This window comes from Burkholderia lata, from assembly GCF_000012945.1.
Classification (GTDB): domain Bacteria; phylum Pseudomonadota; class Gammaproteobacteria; order Burkholderiales; family Burkholderiaceae; genus Burkholderia; species Burkholderia lata.
The window spans coordinates 3,136,689-3,154,149 of record NC_007510.1 but is presented as its reverse complement, the minus strand read 5'-3'; the positions used below and the strand labels follow the sequence as shown (position 1 = coordinate 3,154,149).

Here is a 17,461-nt window from a genome sequence, read left to right as displayed (position 1 = left end):
TTGAAAATGGTTCAAATGCCACGCCAATTATCAAATATAGGCATCTTCGGGACAATGCGCACAACCTGCCTTTTGTGCGGTGCGGCACCGACCGGGCGCCGCGCCCGCCGCCTTCCGGAGAACGTCATGCCCATCCCGTTACTGGCGCTTGCGATCAGCGCCTTCGCCATCGGTACCACCGAGTTCATCATCATGGGCCTGCTGCCCGAAGTCGCGCACGACCTGGCCGTGTCGCTGCCGTCGGCCGGCCTGCTGGTCACCGGCTACGCGCTCGGTGTCGCGGCCGGCGCGCCGCTGCTCGCGGTGCTGACGAGCCGCATGCCGCGCAAGGCCGCGCTGCAGTTGCTGATGGCGATCTTCATCGTCGGCAACGTGCTGTGCGCGACCGCGTCCGGCTACGCGATGCTGATGGTCGCGCGCGTCGTCACGTCGTTCGCGCACGGGTCGTTCTTCGGGATAGGCGCGGTGGTCGCCGCGTCGCTCGTGCCGACCGACAAGCGCGCGAGCGCGATCGCGCTGATGTTCACGGGGCTCACGCTGTCGAACGTGCTCGGCGTGCCGTTCGGCACCTTCGTCGGCCAGTTGCTCGGCTGGCGTGCATCGTTCTGGATCGTCGCCGCGCTCGGCGTGCTGGCGCTCGGCGGCGTAGCCGCGCTCGTGCCGAATCGCCACGACAGCGGGCCGGTCGGCCTCGGTCACGAAGTGCGCGTGCTGAAGGAGCCGCAGGTGTGGCTCGCGCTGTTGATGACCGTGCTCGGCTTCGGCGGCGTGTTCGTCGTGTTCACGTACATCGCGCCGATTCTCCAGTCCGTGTCGGGCTATTCGCCGCGTGCGGTCGCGCTGATCCTCGTGCTGTTCGGCGCGGGACTGACAATCGGCAACACGCTCGGCGGCAAGCTCGCGGACCGCGCGCTGATGCCGTCGTTGATCGCGATCCTCGTCGCGCTGATGGCCGTGATGGTCGTATTCGCCAGGACGAGCCACCATCCGGTCGCGGCGGCCGTGACCGTGTTCGTGTGGGGGATCGCTGCGTTCGCGACGGTGCCGCCGCTGCAGGCGCACGTGGTCGAGAAGGCCGCGAGCGCGCCGCATCTCGCCTCGACGCTGAACATCGGCGCGTTCAACGTCGGCAATGCGCTCGGCGCGTGGCTCGGCGGCCTTGCGCTCGGTCACGGCCTCGCGCTCGACGCGTTGCCGTGGGTGGCCGTCGCGGTGACGTTCGCGGCGCTCGTCGTCACGTGGTTCGCGATGCGGCTCGGCGCGCGCGGGCCGGCACGCGGCGCGGCGCCAGCGGCGCAATGAGCGATGTAACGAGCGATGCAATGAGCGGCGCTCGTGCGACGCGATAGCGGCAGGAAAAGGGTCGCGAGAAACGCATTCCTCCGCGATGCTGATAACGGTGTGAAGATAACTTCGTTTGCCGGTGCAAGGCCGGGTGATAGCGTCTCGATACGCGCCGTTGCTGGCGCAACCCGATTCCGATCCCGGCTTACCCCATACGCAGGGCTGCACAAGCGGCCCGGAGGCAATGCTATGTCTTCATCCCTGGCGCTCGTGCGCGACGTGTCTTCCTTCGAGTCCGGCAACGCCGCCGATGCGCGGGCGTCCGCGTCGCTCGACGTTCTCGAACAGGTCGTTGGCGTGAACCTCGCGCGGTTGCGCGCCGAGCGGCAACTGTCGCTCGATGCGCTCGCACGGCTGTCCGGCGTGTCGCGTGCGATGCTCGCGCAGATCGAGTCGGCGCGCAGCGTGCCGTCGATCAAGGTGCTCTGCAAGATCGCCGCGGCGCTGAAGGTCTCGGTCGCCGCATTCCTGCGCCGCCATGCGGTGAATGGCTTCGAGCATCTGGCGGCCGAGCGCGCGTCGCGGGTCGTCAGCTCGAACGGCCGCTTCTCGGCGCGCGCGCTGTACCCGGAAGGCGAGCCGGCCGCGGCCGAATTCCACGAGCTGCGGATCGCGCCGCTGCATACGGAGCCCGGCGCCCGCCGTGCACCCGGCACGACGGTCAACCTCGTCGTCAGCGAGGGCACGCTCGAAGTCAGCGTGCATGAGCGCCGCCAGTTGCTTGCCACCGGCGATGCGATCGTGTTCGATGCCGACCAGCCGTACAGCCTGCGCAACCCGGGCGACAGCGAAGCGCGTGCGTTTCGCGTGACGGTGAGCCCCGAGGTGCCGCCGCGCTGGCTGGTGCCCGATGCGGCGCACGCGGCACATGCCGCGCACGCGGCCGGCTGATCGGGCCACGCAGGTCGCACGGAAGCGGGCTGCGTTCGCGTCGTTCGGGCGCGATCGCGGGTCGTTCGTCGGCCGTTTGGACGATGCCGTTAGACGGAGTCGTCAGTAAGGTTTTAGAGGGTGTTCGCTGCGCCGCGCGCGCAGCTGTTGTATGCTTGGCCCGCCGCAGATGGGGTTGCCCCATCCGGCAATCAGTGCGTCTTCAGGGCGGGGCGAAATTCCCCACCGGCGGTAGGCTGGCGTAAGCCGGCGAGCCCGCGAGCGCCCGCGCATCCGCGCGGGGTCAGCAGATCTGGTCGAATGCCAGAGCCGACGGTCATAGTCCGGATGAGAGAAGATGTGCAGATAGTCATGTCCGTCAGGGCCGCTTCGCCATGCGTGCGAAGCGGGTTGTCGTTCTGTCTGTTTGCAATGCCCTGAAACGTTTTTCGCCCAAATCGTATTCGCGAGGAGCGTTTCACATGTCCTTGATGTCCATTTCGTCGGCACCCGCCGACGCCTTTGCCGATCTCCCGTTGCTGGATTCCGAACCGGTGCCGCCGCGCATCGCCGCCGCGCTCGAAGCGATGCGCGCAGGCCGTGCGGTCGTGCTGCAGGACGACCACGACCGCGAGAACGAAGCCGACCTGATCGTTGCCGCCGAGCGCATCACGCCCGAGACGATGGCGCTGCTGATCCGCGAATGCAGCGGCATCGTGTGCCTGTGCCTGACCGACGACACGGTGCGTGCGCTCGAACTGCCGCCGATGGTGCAGACCAACGAGAGCCGCAACGGCACCGCGTTCACCGTATCGATCGAGGCACGCGAAGGTGTGCATACGGGCGTGTCGGCGGCCGATCGCGTGACGACGATCCGCGCGGCCATCGCAGAAGGTGCGAAGCCGCACGACATCGTGCGTCCCGGCCACGTGTTTCCGTTGCGTGCGCAACCGGGCGGCGTGCTGGCACGCCGCGGTCACACCGAAGGCACGGTCGACCTGTCGATCCTCGCGGGCCTGAAGCCGGCCGGCGTGCTGTGCGAGCTGATGAATCCGGACGGCACGATGACGCGTGGCGACGATGTCGAGCGTTTCGCGCAACAGCACGGGCTGCCGATGCTGACGATCGCGGAACTCGTCGAGTTCCGCGAGGCGCTGGCCGCCGCGCGCGAGCGCTGCTGCGAGCCGGCCTGAGGGAAAGGAAGGCGGGCGCGTTCGCGCCCGTGGCACGGCGTGCGTGAACCGGCGCACGCCGGATCGGCCCGATCAGCCTGGTCGGGCCGTCAAAAGCATCAGGACTGCACGTCGCCGAATTCGCCGCGCATGCCGGCTTCGACGAACGCCGGCAGTTCGTCCATCTTGCGCATGATTCGCGTGATGCCCATCGCGCGCAGCGCGTCCGCGTAGTTGTCGGGGATGTGGCTCGCGCCGACGAACGCGATCGTCTTCATGCCCGCCGCACGTGCGGCATTCAACCCCGACACGCTGTCCTCGACGACGATGCAGCGCTCCGGCGCGACGCCGAGCGTGTGCGCCGCGTGCAGGTACACATCGGGGTAGGGCTTCGGACGCGCCACCTGCTCGGAACTGAACACGCGATCGCCGAAGATCTCGGTGAGCGACGCACGCTTCAGCGAGCTGCGCACGCGCGCGAGCCGGCTGTTCGACACGACGGCCACCGGCAGGCTCACCTTCAGCAGCGCGTCGCGCACGCCGGAGATCGGCGCGAGCGATTGCGCCAGCGCGCTCTCGATGTTGTGCTCGATGGTCTCGATGAAGTTGGCCGGCATCTCGATCCCGAAGCGGGATTCGATTCCCGCCAGGAAGCGCGACGTCTGCTGGCCGAACGCCGACTTGGCGGCGGCTTCGAAATCGAGATTCGGGAACGTGGCGGACAGCGTGTCGAGCAGGACGCGGTCGGCGATGACTTCGCTGTCGACGAGCACGCCGTCGCAGTCGCAGATGAGGTGATCGAGCATGGTGGTGAAAAAGCGGGATGTCGGCGACGCAGATCAATTCGCCATCATACGTGTTTTCACGCCGACGCCGCGCGACGCTTCGGCAAATTTTCCCGATGCGACGGCGTGCTCGCTACAGGCCGTTCCGGTGTGCAGCCGATCGTCCGGCGGCGACCCGCTTGAGCGGTGTGCCGCCGCTTGCTACCGGTGACGTTACAGCTCGATTACGCGCCCCGTTTTCCATGACGTCATCGCGGCCTCGGCCAGTTCGAGCGCGGCGAGCCCGTCGTCGATCGTCGTGCGGACCGGCGTGCCGTCGCGCAGCGCGTCGACGAAGTGCGCGATCTCGGCCGCGTACGCATGCCGGTAGCGTTCGAGGAAGAACGGCTCCGGCACATCCGTCGCGATGCCGGCCGCGAGCCACGCGCTCACCTCGGTCGGCCGCACGTTGCCGGCCTGCAGCATCCCGTGGCTGCCGAGCAGCTCGAAACGCTGGTCGTAGCCGTAGGCGGCGCGCCGCGACGTGTTGATCTGGCACAGCAGCCCGCGCCGCGTGCGGATCGTCACGGCAGTCGAATCGATGTCGCCCGCGTCGTGCACGGCCGGATCGGTCAGGCAGCTGCCGGTCGCGTGCAGCGTCTGCGCTTCGTCGCCGAGGATCCAGCGGAACACGTCGAAATCGTGGATCAGCATGTCCTTGAAGATGCCGCCCGAGCTGCGGATGTAGTCGACGGGCGGCGCGCCCGGGTCGCGGCTCGTGACGACCAGCATTTCAGGCGCACCGATCTCGCCGCGCTCGACGCGCGCCTTCAGCGCGGCGAACGTCGGGTCGAAGCGGCGCTGGAAGCCGATCATGCAGGTCACGCCGCTGCGCCGGACGACGTCCGCGCACACACGCGAGCGCTCGACGGTCAGGTCGACGGGCTTCTCGCAGAACACGGCCTTGCCCGCATTCGCCGCCGCGACGATCAGGTCGGCATGCGTGTCGGTGCTCGATGCGATCACGACCGCCGTAATCGCCGGATCGCCGAGCGCGCGTTCTACGTCGGCCACCTGCGCGCCGTGCGCATGGGCCAGCGCTTCGGCCGACGGCGCATGCCGGTCGACGACGTACTTCAGCTTCGCACCCGGATGGCGCGCGAGATTCGCCGCGTGGATCTTGCCGATGCGTCCCGCGCCGAACAACGCGAATTCGATCATTCCGTTCTCCTGTTGATGTTGTGGTTTTCCGCCGGCGCGTGGTTCAAGTCGACCGCACGCCGTGGCGGCAGTCATTGAGCCGCCAGCTCACCGCGCACGTAGTCGATGCTCGAACGCAGCCGGTCCTCGATGTCGTCGGCTTCGGCGATTTCGTTTGCGAACGGCTCGAACGAGAACGCGCCGCGATAGCCGCGCGCGAGCAGTTCGCGCAGTTGCCGGATATTGCCGAGCCGGTCGGCGCCGCCGACCAGCACGCGATGGCTGTCGCGCATCCGGTCGACCGGCAGGTCGTCTTCCTCGACGCCCGAGATGTGCACGAGGCCCGTCAGGTTCGGAAAGAAGATGTCCTCGCCCGACAGGTGGTGGTGAAACGTGTCGTGCACGAGCCGGAACACCTGCTCGCCCGCCGCGTCGTAGATGCCCTTCACCGCATCCGACTTGCGGCGCAGCGCGCACTCCTCGAAACCGAGCGGTTCGATGAAGCCGAGCAGGCCACGCGCGTCGAGGATCGGCTTGAGCGCCTTCAGTGCCTTCACGAGATCCGCGTGGCGCTCGTCCGCGCCGCGCGTGTCGCTCAGGCTGTTGGTCGGGCACAGCACCAGCGCACGCGCGCCGCATTGCGTCGCGTAGTCGGCCAGCACGGTCGCCTCGTCTGCGCGCTCGGCGTTCCATTGCTCGAAGCGCTGCAGCGCGTTGATCGTCAGGATCGTCACGCCGCCGGCTTCGGCCGTCGCGCGTACGGCGACGGCCGGCGTGCCGTCGGCGATCTCGACGCCGTCGAGATCGTTGCGGATCTCGATCGTGTCGACGCCGAGGCGCCGGCATAGCGCGACGTAACGGTCGAAGGGCAAGCGTGGTGCGCTCATCCGGTTCAGCGAAAAATGGAAGGCCTGCGTCATCGTTCTGTCCTTGGGGTTCGAGTGGGGGGCGGGGTTCGAATCAGGTGCCGGTGCGCGCGAGGTCGGCTGTCGGTGGCGCGGCGAGGGTGTGCCACGTGTCGCGCAGCCAGTGCGCGCACGCGACGTTGTTGTCGAAGATCGAATAGCGTGCGCCGCCGCCGTAGTCGGGAAACGGGATGAACTCGCAGCTGATCTGCTCGACGCGCGCCGGTTGTGCGTGGGCCTGCGATTGCAGCAACTGGTGCAGCGCGGCCTTCCACGTATCGAGCGCCGCCGCGTGCCATGCGCCGTGATAAGCGCCCGGTGCGGGTGCGACGAACGGATACTGGATGCCGCGCCCGGGCCGGCCGTCGGCGCGGCGCATCCACGGGTTGTCCGGATTGTTCGGCATCACGCTGCGCGCATGCGCATGCCGGACCCAGCCGCGCGCGATCCAGTCGGTGTAGAGCGCGTCGGGCGATGCCGGGTCGAGCAACCGGCGGCCGTCGTCGGCCGCGTCGCGCATGCCCGATGCGTCGAGCTCGGCGCGATTGCCGATCTTGAACAGCAGGTGCGAATGATCGAGCGTGATCCGGAACGGCACGCCGGCTTGTTCGACAAGCCGCGCGACGCGTGCGACGCGCGTGAAATCCTCGCTCCACATGTCGACGTGCACTTCGACGCTCGGCAGGCAGCCGGCTCGCTCGCCGCGCTCGTAGGTACGCAGGTAGAAATCGGCGACTTCGCGGTCGGACAGCGGATGGCCGTCCGCGTGATGCGCATACAGCTGACAGTTGAGCACCGTGCTGCCGAAACGCGCGCCCGCGTCGACGATCTCGGCGACGTGTGCTTCATCGCGCCCCGCGCACCAGATGCCGCCGATCACGCGAATCGGCAGCGCATGACGTTCGACGAGCGCGAAATACGGCGACAGGTCTTCGCCGCGCGCCGGATTCTTTTCGACGTAGTCGAATACGCCGGCGCCGGCGGCCATCCGGAAGCGTTCGGCGGGCGCGGGCAACGGCAGGCCGTCGTGTTCGAGCACGCCGTCGAGGTTCACGCCGATGAGGATCGGTTCAGCCATCGTCTCCTGTCCGCCATTGTCATGGGATTGGCTGCCCAATGTACGGATGCGGGGCGCGGGCTGCATGACAAACGTTGACGAAAAATCGCCAATGCGGCGGTCGATTTTTTCGCAACGCGCATGCGGCGCGACAGACGGTGTGCCGGGCGTTGGGATTCACGCCGGCAGGTAGGCGCTCGTCCTCACGTTTGCCGGGCAGAACACGCGGAATTCGACCGGATCGGCCGGCGGCGGCTGTTCGACGATCCCGCACGCATGCAGCACGTGCTGCAGCGCGGAAATCACCTGCCCGTCCGGGTCCTGGTCGATCGCGAGATCCATCGCGCCGGCTTCGATGAAGGTGCGGTGCAGGTCGATCATCTCGTGGCCGATCCACACGACGCGGCCAGCCGCGCCGGCCTTGCGCAGCGCCGCTTCGATGCCGGCCGAGCCCGCGCCGCTGTTGTAGATCGCGACCACGTCGTCGTGCGCCTGCAGCGCCTTCGTCACGGCGCGGTAGCAGCGGTCGTCCTGGTCAAGCGTCTCGACCGGCTCGTCGTTGCAGCGGACGGCGGCGAACGCTTCGGCGAGCTGGTCGCGGCAGCCGGCCATCCGGTCCGCGTGCGCGCGGTAGCCCATGCGCCCGCCGAGCAGCAGCACGCGGCCCGGGCGTGCCGCCAGGCGGCCGATGTAGTAGCCGGCCGTGCGCCCGGCGCGATAGTTGTCGATGCCCGCGAAGTGCACGCGGTCGATGCCGCCGATGTCGGTGACCATCGTGACGACGGTCTCGCCGCGCGCGATCGCGCCGGCCAGCGCGTCGCGCACGCGGGCCGTGTCGCGCGCCGTGACGATCAGCGCCGCGCGCCGGTACGCGGGCCGCTCGATCAGCGTGGCGGCGCGTTCGTCGTCGGCGGCGGGCAGGATCGTCCGGTGCACGACCACGCGCCGGTCGAGCATCTGCAGCGAGCGCTGCAGCGCCAGCTGCAGCCGCCGGAAGAACGCCGCGTCGGTGTCCGGCAGCAGCACGTCGACGTGGATCAGCCCGTGCCGCGTGTCGGGCAGCTGGCGCGGCACGCCGAGCTGCCGCGCGGCCGCCACCACGCGTTCGCGCGCCTGCGCCGAGACGCTGCCGCGCTCGTTCAGCACGCGGTCGACGGTGGTCGTGCTGACCCCGGCGAGCGCCGCGATCTCGTCGAAGCGCGCGGTGCGCTTGCGCCAGCGCGGCCCGGATTCGCCTGCCATGGTTGTCTCCATCGTGGTGTCGCCATCGAGACGTGGCGATGCGAGGAACGCTAAAGCGATGGCGAAATTTCGTCAACGTTTCGATTGAGCGGGGGAGGCTGCGGGCCTAATTTTGATTCCATGCCGAAGCGCTTGCCGCGCTTCCTACGGACAAGGAATCAAGGAGACGCACGTGGTTCATCTCGACGACCAGGCGCACGACCGCACGGCGGCGCGCCGTCACGAATACCGGATGATCGGCGGCGCCGGCGAGCGCGCGCAGGCGGCCGGGCTCGTCAACGCCGCGTGGTACCGGTGCGCGGTGCCGCGGCCGCTGATGAAGCAGCTGATGCAGCGCGGCGACGCGCGCGCGATCCGCGACACGCTGATCTGGTACGCGGCGATCGCGATCAGCGGCGTGCTCGCGTGGCTGGCATGGCGCGCGCATTCGGCGTGGGCGATCCCCGCGTTCTTCGTGTACGGCACGCTCTACTGCAGCCCGGCCGACTCGCGCTGGCACGAATGCGGGCACGGCACCGCGTTCCGCACGCGCTGGATGAACGACGTGCTGTACCAGGTCGCGTCGTTCCAGGTGTTCCGCCGCGCGACGGCGTGGCGCTGGAGCCATGCGCGCCATCACACCGATACGCTGGTCGTCGGGCGCGATCCGGAAATCGCGGCGCCGAAGCCGACCGACTGGCTCTCGCTCGTGCTGAACCTCGTCGCGCTGAAGCATGTGGCCGGCGAGCTGCGCAAGATGATCGCGATCGCGTTCACCGGCCGGCTCGACGACGAGGAGTGCACCTACGTGCCCGAATCGGAACGGCCGAAGGTGGTACGCGAGTGTCGCATCCATCTCGCGGTGTACGCGCTCGTGACCGGTGCTTCGCTCTACTGGCACACGATCCTGCCGCTGCTCTACATCGGGCTGCCGAGCCTCTACGGCGCGTGGCTGTACCTGTACTTCGGCCTCACGCAGCACGCGGGCATGCCCGAGAACGTGCTCGATCACCGGCGCAACTGCCGGACCGTGATGATGAATCCGGTGTTCCGCTTCCTGTACTGGAACATGAACTACCACGTCGAGCACCACATGTTCCCGATGGTGCCGTTCCACGCGCTGCCGAAGCTGCACGAGGCCGTGAAGGCCGACATGCCGCCGCCGTATCGCAGCACGCTGGCCGCGTATGCGGAGATCGTGCCGGCGCTGGTCCGGCAGACGCGCGACCCGTCCCATTACGTCGTGCGGCCCGTGCCGGATGCCGCGCGTGCCTGACCGACATCGAACCTTCCAACCGAGGAGACAAGCAACATGACGCAATGGATCGACACCGGCGCGCTCGACGACATCGACGACGAAGACGTCGCGCGCTTCGACCATGCCGGCCACACGTACGCGATCTACCGCATCGACGGCGAAGTCTATGCGAGCGACGGCCTGTGCACGCACGAGCACGTGCATCTCGCGGACGGGCTCGTGATCGACCACGTGATCGAATGCCCGAAGCACAACGGGCGCTTCGACGTGCGTGACGGCCGGCCGCTGTCCGCGCCCGCCTGCGAGAAGCTGCGCACGTACCGCGCGAAGATCGAAGACGGTCGCATCCTGATCGAGGTGTGACGCGATGACGAACGACCGGGTGATGGCGATCGTCGGCGCGGGCCACGCGGGCGGCCGCGCGGCGCAGGTGCTGCGTGAGTCCGGCTGGGGCGGGCGGATCGTGCTGATCGGCGCGGAAGCGCACCTGCCGTACGAACGGCCGCCGTTGTCGAAGGGCGTGCTGACCGGCGAACGCAGCGCGGCGCGGTGCCGGTTGCGCGAGCCGGAGGCCTGGGTGGCCGATCGCATCGAGCCGGTCGTCGCGACGGTCGAGCGTATCGATCCGTGCGCGCGGGAAGTGCACGTGTCGGGCGCTCGCGTGTTCGGCTACGACGCGCTGCTGCTCGCGACCGGCGGCCGCGCGCGTCGACTCGCGATTCCGGGCGCGACGCTCGACGGCGTGTTTGCGTTGCGCACGCTCGACGACGCGGCGGCGCTCGGCTCGCGGCTCGTGCCCGATGCGCGGGTCGTGCTGATCGGCGGCGGCTTCATCGGTCTCGAAGTCGCGGCATCGGCGCGACGGCGCGGCTGCCGCGTGACGGTGCTCGATGCGGCGCCGCGCCTGCTCGGGCGCGCGGTGCCGGAGACGATCGCGGCGCGCGTGCACGCGCTTCACGAACAGCAGGGCGTGGCCATTCGCGTGAGCCGGAAGCCGGTGGCGATCGAGCGGACGGCGAGCGGCGCGTTGGCCGTCGTGCTCGACGACGGCGACACGCTGATCGCCGACACGGTCGTCGCCGGCATCGGCATCGAGCCGGCCGACGAGCTGGCGCGCGATGCGGGCCTCGCGGTCGAGCGTGGCATCGTCGTGAACGAGCGGCTCGAGACGTCGGCGCACGGCATTTACGCGGCCGGCGACGTCGCGGTGTTTCCGAGTGCGTTGTCGGGGCGGCCGGTCCGGCAGGAGACGTGGCACGGCGCCGAGACCCAGGCGCGCGTCGCCGCGCGCAACATGCTCGGCGCCGACGAGCCGTATCGCGACACGCCGTGGTTCTGGTCGGATCAATACGACGCGCAGCTGCACGTGGCCGGGGAGCCGGCGCTCGGCGAGCGGTCGGTCGCGCGCGTGCTCGGCGACGACGCGGAAATCCATTTCCATTTCGACGCCGGTGCGCGGCTCGTTGCCGCGAGTGGGTTCGGCCGTGCGTCGGGATTCATCAAGGAAATGCGGGTTGCGCGGATGCTGGTCGAGCGTGGGGCGGGCGTGACGCCGACCGCAGTGGCGGACGTGAACGTGAAGCTGAAATCGCTGATCGGAGAGGCGGGCGGCAGGTAGCGAAGCGAGGCGCGCAATGCGCATCTGGCGCGAGCCACGGGCCGTGGGAACGAGTACGAAGGAGGGGAGAAGCGGCACGGATGCGATACCCGCGCCGCTATGCCGCTATGCCGCTATGCCGGCGGTCAGGCGAAAGAGCCTGTTCCCGAAGCGCGCGTGGGTCGATTGCCACGCGCTTCGTCACAGGCCCGCGTTCAGGCCATTGCGTGCAGACGCAGGTACAGGCCGGCCGCTGCGGCGCCGCCCAGCAGCGGGCCGACGACGGGCACCCAGGCATAGCGCCAGTCGCTGTCGCGCTTGCCGGGGATCGGCAGCAGCGCGTGCATGATGCGCGGCGACAGGTCGCGTGCGGGGCTCATCGCATAGCCGGTGGGGCCGCCCAGCGAGATGCCGATGCCGAGCACGAGCAGGCCGACGGGCAGTGCGTCGAGTGCGCCGAGGCCGACCTGCGGCGATGCGAGGTACAGCACGCCGAGGATCAGCACGAACGTGCAGATCGCTTCGGTCAGCACGTTGTGCGTGACGCTGCGGATCGCGGGCGCCGTGCAGAACACCGCGAGCTTCAGGTCCGCATCGGCTTCCTTCGCAAAGTGCTGGCGATAGGCGAGCCACACGAGCAACGCGCCCGCCATCCCGCCGAGCATCTGCGCGAGGATGTAGCCGCCGACTTTCGACCACGCGAACTTGCCCGCGAGCGCGAGACTGATGGTGACGATCGGGTTCAGGTGCGCGCCGCTGAACGATGCGGTCACGTAGACGGCGACGAATACGGCCATCGCCCAGCCCATCACGATCACGATCAGGTCCGCGCCTTTGCCCTTGGTCTTTGCAAGCAGCACGTTTGCGACCGCGCCGTTGCCGAGCAGCACGAGGATCGCTGTGCCGATGAACTCTGCAATATAAGGTGACATGGTTGTCTCTCGTATGTCATCGCGGACTCGCGCGTGGCGCGGTCCGCCGGTGTTGTTGTATTTCGTTTAAGTGTGTGAGGATTACTGGGCGTCGTCGGCCCATGCCTTCGCGGCACGCACCGCACGCTGCCAGCCCGACATGCAGCGTTCGACGTGCTCCTTCGGCATCGACGGCGAGAAGCGGCGATCGAGCTGCCACTGGTCGCGCACGTCGTCGAGGCTCTTCCAGTAGCCGATCGCGAGGCCCGCGAGGTAGGCCGCGCCGAGCGCGGTCGTCTCGGTGATCTGCGGACGCACCGCGTCAACGCCGAGCAGGTCCGCCTGGAACTGCATCAGCAGGTCGTTCGCGCTCGCGCCGCCGTCGACGCGCAGCTCGCCGATGCTGATGCCCGAATCGGCTTCCATCGCGGCCAGCACGTCGAGCGACTGGTACGCGATCGAATCGAGCGCCGCGCGTGCGAGGTGCGCGGAGGTTGTGCCGCGCGTGACGCCGAACACCGAGCCGCGCGCCCGCGCGTTCCAGTGCGGTGCGCCGAGGCCGGCGAAGGCGGGCACCAGGTAGACGCCGTCGGTGTGCGGCACGCTTGCGGCGAGCGCTTCGATCTCGGCGGCCGACTTGATGATGCCGACGCCGTCGCGCAGCCACTGCACCACCGCGCCCGCGATGAAGATGCTGCCTTCCAGCGCGTACTGCACGTTGTCGCCGATCTGCCACGCGATCGTCGTGACGAGGTTGTTCTTCGATTCGATCGGCTTGTCGCCGGTGTTCATCATCAGGAAGCAGCCGGTACCGTAGGTGTTCTTCACCATGCCGGACTGCGTGCACATCTGGCCGAACAGCGCCGCCTGCTGGTCGCCCGCGATACCCGCGAGCGGGATCTTCGACGCGAACACGGTGGTCTTCGTATGGCCGTAGATTTCCGACGACGCCTTCACTTCCGGCAGCATGCTGCGCGGGATGTCGAGCATGTCGAGCAGTTCGTTGTCCCACTCGCGCGTGTGGATGTTGAACAGCATCGTACGCGACGCGTTCGTCACGTCGGTCACGTGCAGTTCGTGCTTCGTGAAGTTCCACACGAGCCAGCTGTCGACGGTGCCGAACGCGAGCTTGCCCTGCTTCGCCTTCTCGCGTGCGCCCGGCACGTTGTCGAGAATCCAGCGGATCTTGGTCCCTGAGAAGTACGAATCGATCGGCAGGCCGGTCTTCGCACGCACCTTCGCCTCGAAGCCCTGTGCTTTCAGCGAATCGCAGAAGTCGGCCGTGCGGCGATCCTGCCAGACGATCGCGTTGTAGACGGGCTGGCCCGTCTCGCGATCCCAGACGATCGTGGTTTCACGCTGGTTGGTGATGCCGATCGCGGCGATCGACGTGCCGTTCAGGCCCGTGCGCGTGACGGCTTCGGCGGCGACGCCGGCTTGCGTCGACCAGATTTCCTGCGGATCGTGCTCGACCCAGCCGGGTTGCGGGTAGATCTGCTCGAATTCCTTCTGGGCGATCGAAACGATATTGCCCTGGCGATCGAACAGCATCGCGCGGGAACTCGTGGTGCCCTGGTCAAGCGCGAGGATGTACTGATCCTGCATGTCTCTCATCTCCATCCGTGGATTTGGCTTAGTTGTGATGCGCGCCGCATGTTGGGCGGCGCGTCGGTGAGTCAACGTCGGTACGGCAACTGCAACTGCATTCGGATCAGGCCTGCGGCGCGTGCGCGGCGGCGAACCACGCATCGACCGCGGCGGTCACCGCGTCGAGTGTGCCGGGTGCCACGTGCAGGCCGAGCTTCGAGCGGCGCCACAGCACGTCCTGCGCGCGGGTCGCCCATTCGGCGTCGCGCAGGTAGCGCAGTTCGGCGTCGTAGATGCCCGGTGCGACTTCGGTGCCGAGCTCGGCGAGCGACTTCGCGCCGTCGATCACGCGCTCCGCGCGCGTGCCGTAGGCACGTGCATAGCGGCGGGCGAGCGCAGCGGGCAGCCACGCATGGCGTTTGGCGAACGTATCGGCGAATGCGTCGAACTTCGCGTTCGCGATGTCGCCGCCCGGCAGCGCGACGCCGGCCGTCCAGGTTTTCGCGTCGCGGCCGAGCACGCTGCACAGCATGTCGCCGGCTTCTTCCGCGAGCTTGCGGAACGTCGTGATCTTGCCGCCGAACACCGACAGCAGCGGGGCGCCCGCGCCGTCGTCCAGCTCGAGGCGGTAGTCGCGCGTGACGGCCGATGCGTTCGCGGCGTTTTCGTCTTCCAGCAGCGGGCGCACGCCCGAGTAGGTCCAGTGCACGTCGGCCGGCGAGATCTTGCGCTTGAAGTAGCGGTTAATCGAATCGCACAGGTACTGTGTCTCGTCGCGATCGATCGCGACCTTCGCGGGATCGTTCGTGTATTCGACGTCGGTCGTGCCGATCAGCGTGAAATCGTGTTCGTACGGAATCGCGAAGATGATCCGCTTGTCCGGGTTCTGGAAGATGTACGCGTGGTCGTGATCGAACAGGCGGCGCGTGATGATGTGGCTGCCCTTCACGAGCCGCACGCTGTGGTGCGCACCGCGGCCGAGCGCGCCTTTCAGCACTTCGCCGACCCACGGGCCGGCCGCGTTCGCGATCGCGCGCGCATGCACGACGCGGATCGAACCGTCGGCGTGCTGCAGCCGCGCTTCCCATTCGTCGCCGCGGCGTTCGGCGGACACCAGCTTCGTGCGCGTCAGGATCTCCGCGCCGCGCTCCTTCGCATCCATCGCGTTCAGCACGACGAGGCGCGCGTCGTCGACCCAGCCGTCCGAATACACGAAGCCGCGCTTGATCGAATCGATCAGCGGCGCGCCGGCCGCATGGCGGCGCATGTCGATGCCGCGCGAGCCGGGCAGCAGCTCGCGTTTTGCGAGGTGATCGTAAAGGAACAGGCCGATGCGGATCAGCCAGGCCGGACGCAGGTTCGGCATGTGCGGCATGACAAAGCGCAGCGGCCACATGATGTGCGGCGCCGCGCGCAGCAGCGTTTCGCGCTCCTGCAGCGCCTTGCGCACGAGCCCGAACTCGTTGTACTCGAGGTAACGCAGGCCGCCGTGAATCAGCTTCGTGCTGGACGACGACGTGTGCGACGCGAGATCGTCCTGCTCGCAGAGCATGACCGACAGGCCGCGGCCGGCCGCATCGCGCGCGATGCCCGCGCCGTTGATGCCGCCGCCGACGACGAGCAGATCGTAGCGATTCGGTTGGGTCACCTGCTGTCCTTATCGTCTGATGGAAATGGTTGAACAGAAAATGTTCGAATTCGAAATTTAACGAACGAAATCGAAAAAGTAAAGTTCGATAAAGCGGGGCCAGTAGCGCGCGGCGCGATCCCGGACGATACTGGCGGAATCGACCGTTTCACGAGGTGAATCATGCGTATTGGGATGTGGGCCGGCGTGTGTGCCGTCCTTCTGGCGGGATGCACGGCCGGCATGCCGCCGCTCGTCGGCAACTGGCGCACGCCGTCGTTCGTCGACCTGCAGACGTCGTGCGGCGGCACGGCACGGGATTGGGGCGCGGACGCGCAGCCGGTCTACTCGACGCTGTATGACGCGTACGTCGCGAAACGGTATCGCGGGCTGACCGAAGCGAACTATTGTGCGTTCGTAAACGAACTTTCGACGCACTATGCGGCGCCTGACGCGGCGACGCGTGCCGGCTGGATCGCGTATTTCAACGGTGCGCGCGCACAGGCCATCAGCTGGCGGGCGGCGGTCGATCCGACGCTGCGCGGCGGCTGAGGCAGGCTGAGGAAGGCTGCGGCGAGCGGGAAACGGGAATGGCCGCGCGGCCCGGCATGCGGGCGGCGCGGTCAGGTCACGAGCGGTGTGGTTTTACGAATAGCGGTATTTGATGGATCGCAGCGCGGCGTCGCCGGTCTCGGTCACGCAGTATTTGCGCCCCGATCCGAGTCCTTCCAGGCGAACGAGCTGCTGTTCGAGCAGTGCGTCGATCTCGTCCCGATCCATGTGGGTTTGATCGGGAGCGTCCTTCACAAGCAATAGCGTGGCGAATTCATGCGGACTCAGCATCGTTCTCTCCATGGCGACCAGTCAGCCCGCGCGCCCGGCGCAAAAGCCGACGCGCGATACCCGTCGGGGTATGGCTTGGGGGGAAAAGCTGCATTCGCCGGCCATGTCATTCGTCCGCGCCCTGGCACAGGCGGAACGGCGGAACGGGCCGGGGAACTGGAGTCTAGTCGAGCGCGCAGGCAACGACAAATCGTGCCCCGTTAATTTTCCCTTTGACAGCCGGGCCACGCGCAAGCGGTTCGCTTGCAGCGCCAACTTCTTGATTTCACTTGAAGTTTCAGGTGCGGTGCAGCATCGGCGCGATCACTCCGCGACGTACACCTGGGTGCCGGCGGCCGCGACGGTGTCGGCCATCTCGGGCGGCAGCGGCTTGTCGGTGAAGAGCGCGTGTACCTGGCTCAGGTGGCCCTGGCGCACCAGCGCGGGGCGGCCGACCTTCGAATGGTCGGTCACGAGATAGACGGTGCGCGCATGCTGCATGATCGCCTCGGCCACGCGCACTTCGCGCGTGTCGAAGTCGCGCAGCGTGCCGTCGGCCTCGATCGCCGACGTGCCGATGATCGCGTAGTCGACCTTGAACTGGCGGATGAAGTCGATCGCGAGTTCGCCGACGATCCCCTTGTCCCACGGCCGCACGATGCCGCCGGTGATCAGCACCTCGCAGTCGGGGTAGCCGCTCATCATCGACGCGACGTTCAGGTTGTTCGTGATCACGTGCAGCCCGTGGTGGCGGTTCAGCGCGCGGGCGACTTCCTCGGTGGTCGTGCCGAGGTTGATGAACAGCGACGCCTGGTCGGGAATGTGCGATGCCGCGAGCGCCGCGATGCGCCGCTTCTCGTCGTGGAACATCCGCTGTCGGGCCGTGTACGACACGTTCTCCGAGCTGGTCGGCAGGCTCGCGCCGCCGTGGTAGCGGCGCAGCAGGTTCAGGTCGGCGAGCCAGTTCACGTCGCGCCGGATCGTCTGCGGCGTCACCGCGAAATGCGCGGCGAGATCGTCGACGGTCACGAAGCCGTCGCGCTGCACCCATTCGAGCAGTTCCTGCTGGCGCGCGTTGAGGGTGAGGCGGGGATCTCGGGTCATGGCTCGATGGTCGTGTCGTGAG

At 68.0% G+C, this 17,461-nt stretch carries 17 protein-coding genes and 1 riboswitch; of the genes, 7 read left to right on the top strand and 10 right to left on the bottom strand.

Annotation, left to right across the window (positions count from 1 at the left end; genetic code table 11):
* Window positions 1-126: 126 nt before the first annotated feature.
* The 3 genes from BCEP18194_RS20280 (at window position 127) to ribB (ending at window position 3,407) form a co-directional block, all read left to right on the top strand.
* A complete protein-coding gene (locus BCEP18194_RS20280) occupies window positions 127-1,302 on the top strand; it encodes an MFS transporter (protein WP_011353125.1) in 1,176 nt (391 codons plus the stop codon).
* A gap of 231 nt (window positions 1,303-1,533) precedes the next feature.
* Window positions 1,534-2,235, top strand: a complete 702-nt coding sequence (locus BCEP18194_RS20275; protein WP_011353124.1) for a helix-turn-helix domain-containing protein — start codon at window positions 1,534-1,536, stop codon at window positions 2,233-2,235.
* A gap of 194 nt (window positions 2,236-2,429) precedes the next feature.
* Window positions 2,430-2,578, top strand: a riboswitch (FMN riboswitch).
* A gap of 118 nt (window positions 2,579-2,696) precedes the next feature.
* Window positions 2,697-3,407, top strand: a complete 711-nt coding sequence (ribB, locus tag BCEP18194_RS20270; protein WP_011353122.1) for a 3,4-dihydroxy-2-butanone-4-phosphate synthase — start codon at window positions 2,697-2,699, stop codon at window positions 3,405-3,407.
* Window positions 3,408-3,505: 98 nt separating this feature from the next.
* On the opposite strand, the gene BCEP18194_RS20265 is transcribed toward ribB, so the two are convergent.
* The 5 genes from BCEP18194_RS20265 to BCEP18194_RS20245 form a co-directional block, all read right to left on the bottom strand.
* Window positions 3,506-4,192 (bottom strand): HAD family hydrolase, encoded by a 687-nt coding sequence (locus BCEP18194_RS20265; RefSeq protein ID WP_011353121.1) that lies wholly within the window; start codon window positions 4,190-4,192, stop codon window positions 3,506-3,508.
* Window positions 4,193-4,384: 192 nt separating this feature from the next.
* Window positions 4,385-5,371 carry an inositol 2-dehydrogenase gene (gene iolG, locus BCEP18194_RS20260; RefSeq protein ID WP_041492950.1) on the bottom strand — a complete coding sequence of 329 codons (987 nt, stop codon included), beginning with the start codon at window positions 5,369-5,371 and terminating at the stop codon, window positions 4,385-4,387.
* Between the two features lie 71 nt (window positions 5,372-5,442).
* On the bottom strand, window positions 5,443-6,270 hold the full coding sequence (locus tag BCEP18194_RS20255; RefSeq protein ID WP_011353119.1) for a TIM barrel protein: 828 nt from the start codon (window positions 6,268-6,270) through the stop codon (window positions 5,443-5,445).
* A gap of 40 nt (window positions 6,271-6,310) precedes the next feature.
* On the bottom strand, window positions 6,311-7,333 hold the full coding sequence (locus tag BCEP18194_RS20250; RefSeq protein WP_041492949.1) for a hypothetical protein: 1,023 nt from the start codon (window positions 7,331-7,333) through the stop codon (window positions 6,311-6,313).
* Between the two features lie 156 nt (window positions 7,334-7,489).
* Window positions 7,490-8,554 (bottom strand): LacI family DNA-binding transcriptional regulator, encoded by a 1,065-nt coding sequence (locus tag BCEP18194_RS20245; protein WP_011353117.1) that lies wholly within the window; start codon window positions 8,552-8,554, stop codon window positions 7,490-7,492.
* Between the two features lie 232 nt (window positions 8,555-8,786).
* On the opposite strand from BCEP18194_RS20245, the gene BCEP18194_RS20240 reads away from it, so the two are divergent.
* From BCEP18194_RS20240 to BCEP18194_RS20230, 3 genes are read left to right on the top strand one after another with little or no spacing between them, the layout of a single operon-like run.
* Window positions 8,787-9,809, top strand: coding sequence for a fatty acid desaturase family protein (locus tag BCEP18194_RS20240; RefSeq protein WP_425266337.1), 1,023 nt, complete (start codon window positions 8,787-8,789; stop codon window positions 9,807-9,809).
* 36 nt (window positions 9,810-9,845) lie between these two features.
* Window positions 9,846-10,154 (top strand): non-heme iron oxygenase ferredoxin subunit, encoded by a 309-nt coding sequence (locus tag BCEP18194_RS20235; RefSeq protein WP_011353115.1) that lies wholly within the window; start codon window positions 9,846-9,848, stop codon window positions 10,152-10,154.
* Window positions 10,155-10,158: 4 nt separating this feature from the next.
* Window positions 10,159-11,409 carry an NAD(P)/FAD-dependent oxidoreductase gene (locus BCEP18194_RS20230; protein ID WP_011353114.1) on the top strand — a complete coding sequence of 417 codons (1,251 nt, stop codon included), beginning with the start codon at window positions 10,159-10,161 and terminating at the stop codon, window positions 11,407-11,409.
* 194 nt (window positions 11,410-11,603) lie between these two features.
* Here BCEP18194_RS20230 and BCEP18194_RS20225 read toward each other — a convergent pair whose 3' ends face one another.
* From BCEP18194_RS20225 to glpD, 3 genes are all read right to left on the bottom strand, one after another.
* On the bottom strand, window positions 11,604-12,320 hold the full coding sequence (locus tag BCEP18194_RS20225; protein ID WP_011353113.1) for an MIP/aquaporin family protein: 717 nt from the start codon (window positions 12,318-12,320) through the stop codon (window positions 11,604-11,606).
* A gap of 81 nt (window positions 12,321-12,401) precedes the next feature.
* Window positions 12,402-13,904 (bottom strand): glycerol kinase GlpK, encoded by a 1,503-nt coding sequence (gene glpK / locus BCEP18194_RS20220; RefSeq protein ID WP_041492948.1) that lies wholly within the window; start codon window positions 13,902-13,904, stop codon window positions 12,402-12,404.
* A 106-nt stretch (window positions 13,905-14,010) separates the two neighbouring features.
* Window positions 14,011-15,534: a glycerol-3-phosphate dehydrogenase gene (glpD, locus tag BCEP18194_RS20215; protein ID WP_011353111.1), complete on the bottom strand. Its 1,524-nt coding sequence runs from the start codon at window positions 15,532-15,534 to the stop codon at window positions 14,011-14,013.
* 162 nt (window positions 15,535-15,696) lie between these two features.
* Here glpD and BCEP18194_RS20210 point away from each other — a divergent pair, with 162 nt between their 5' ends.
* On the top strand, window positions 15,697-16,065 hold the full coding sequence (locus BCEP18194_RS20210) for a hypothetical protein (RefSeq protein WP_041492947.1): 369 nt from the start codon (window positions 15,697-15,699) through the stop codon (window positions 16,063-16,065).
* 93 nt (window positions 16,066-16,158) lie between these two features.
* Here the strand turns inward: BCEP18194_RS20210 and BCEP18194_RS20205 are convergent, their stop codons facing one another.
* Both BCEP18194_RS20205 and BCEP18194_RS20200 read right to left on the bottom strand, forming a co-directional pair.
* Complete coding sequence (locus BCEP18194_RS20205; RefSeq protein ID WP_011353109.1) at window positions 16,159-16,356, bottom strand: hypothetical protein; 198 nt, start codon at window positions 16,354-16,356, stop codon at window positions 16,159-16,161.
* Window positions 16,357-16,659: 303 nt separating this feature from the next.
* Window positions 16,660-17,439: a DeoR/GlpR family DNA-binding transcription regulator gene (locus tag BCEP18194_RS20200; RefSeq protein WP_006493999.1), complete on the bottom strand. Its 780-nt coding sequence runs from the start codon at window positions 17,437-17,439 to the stop codon at window positions 16,660-16,662.
* Window positions 17,440-17,461: the final 22 nt, after the last annotated feature.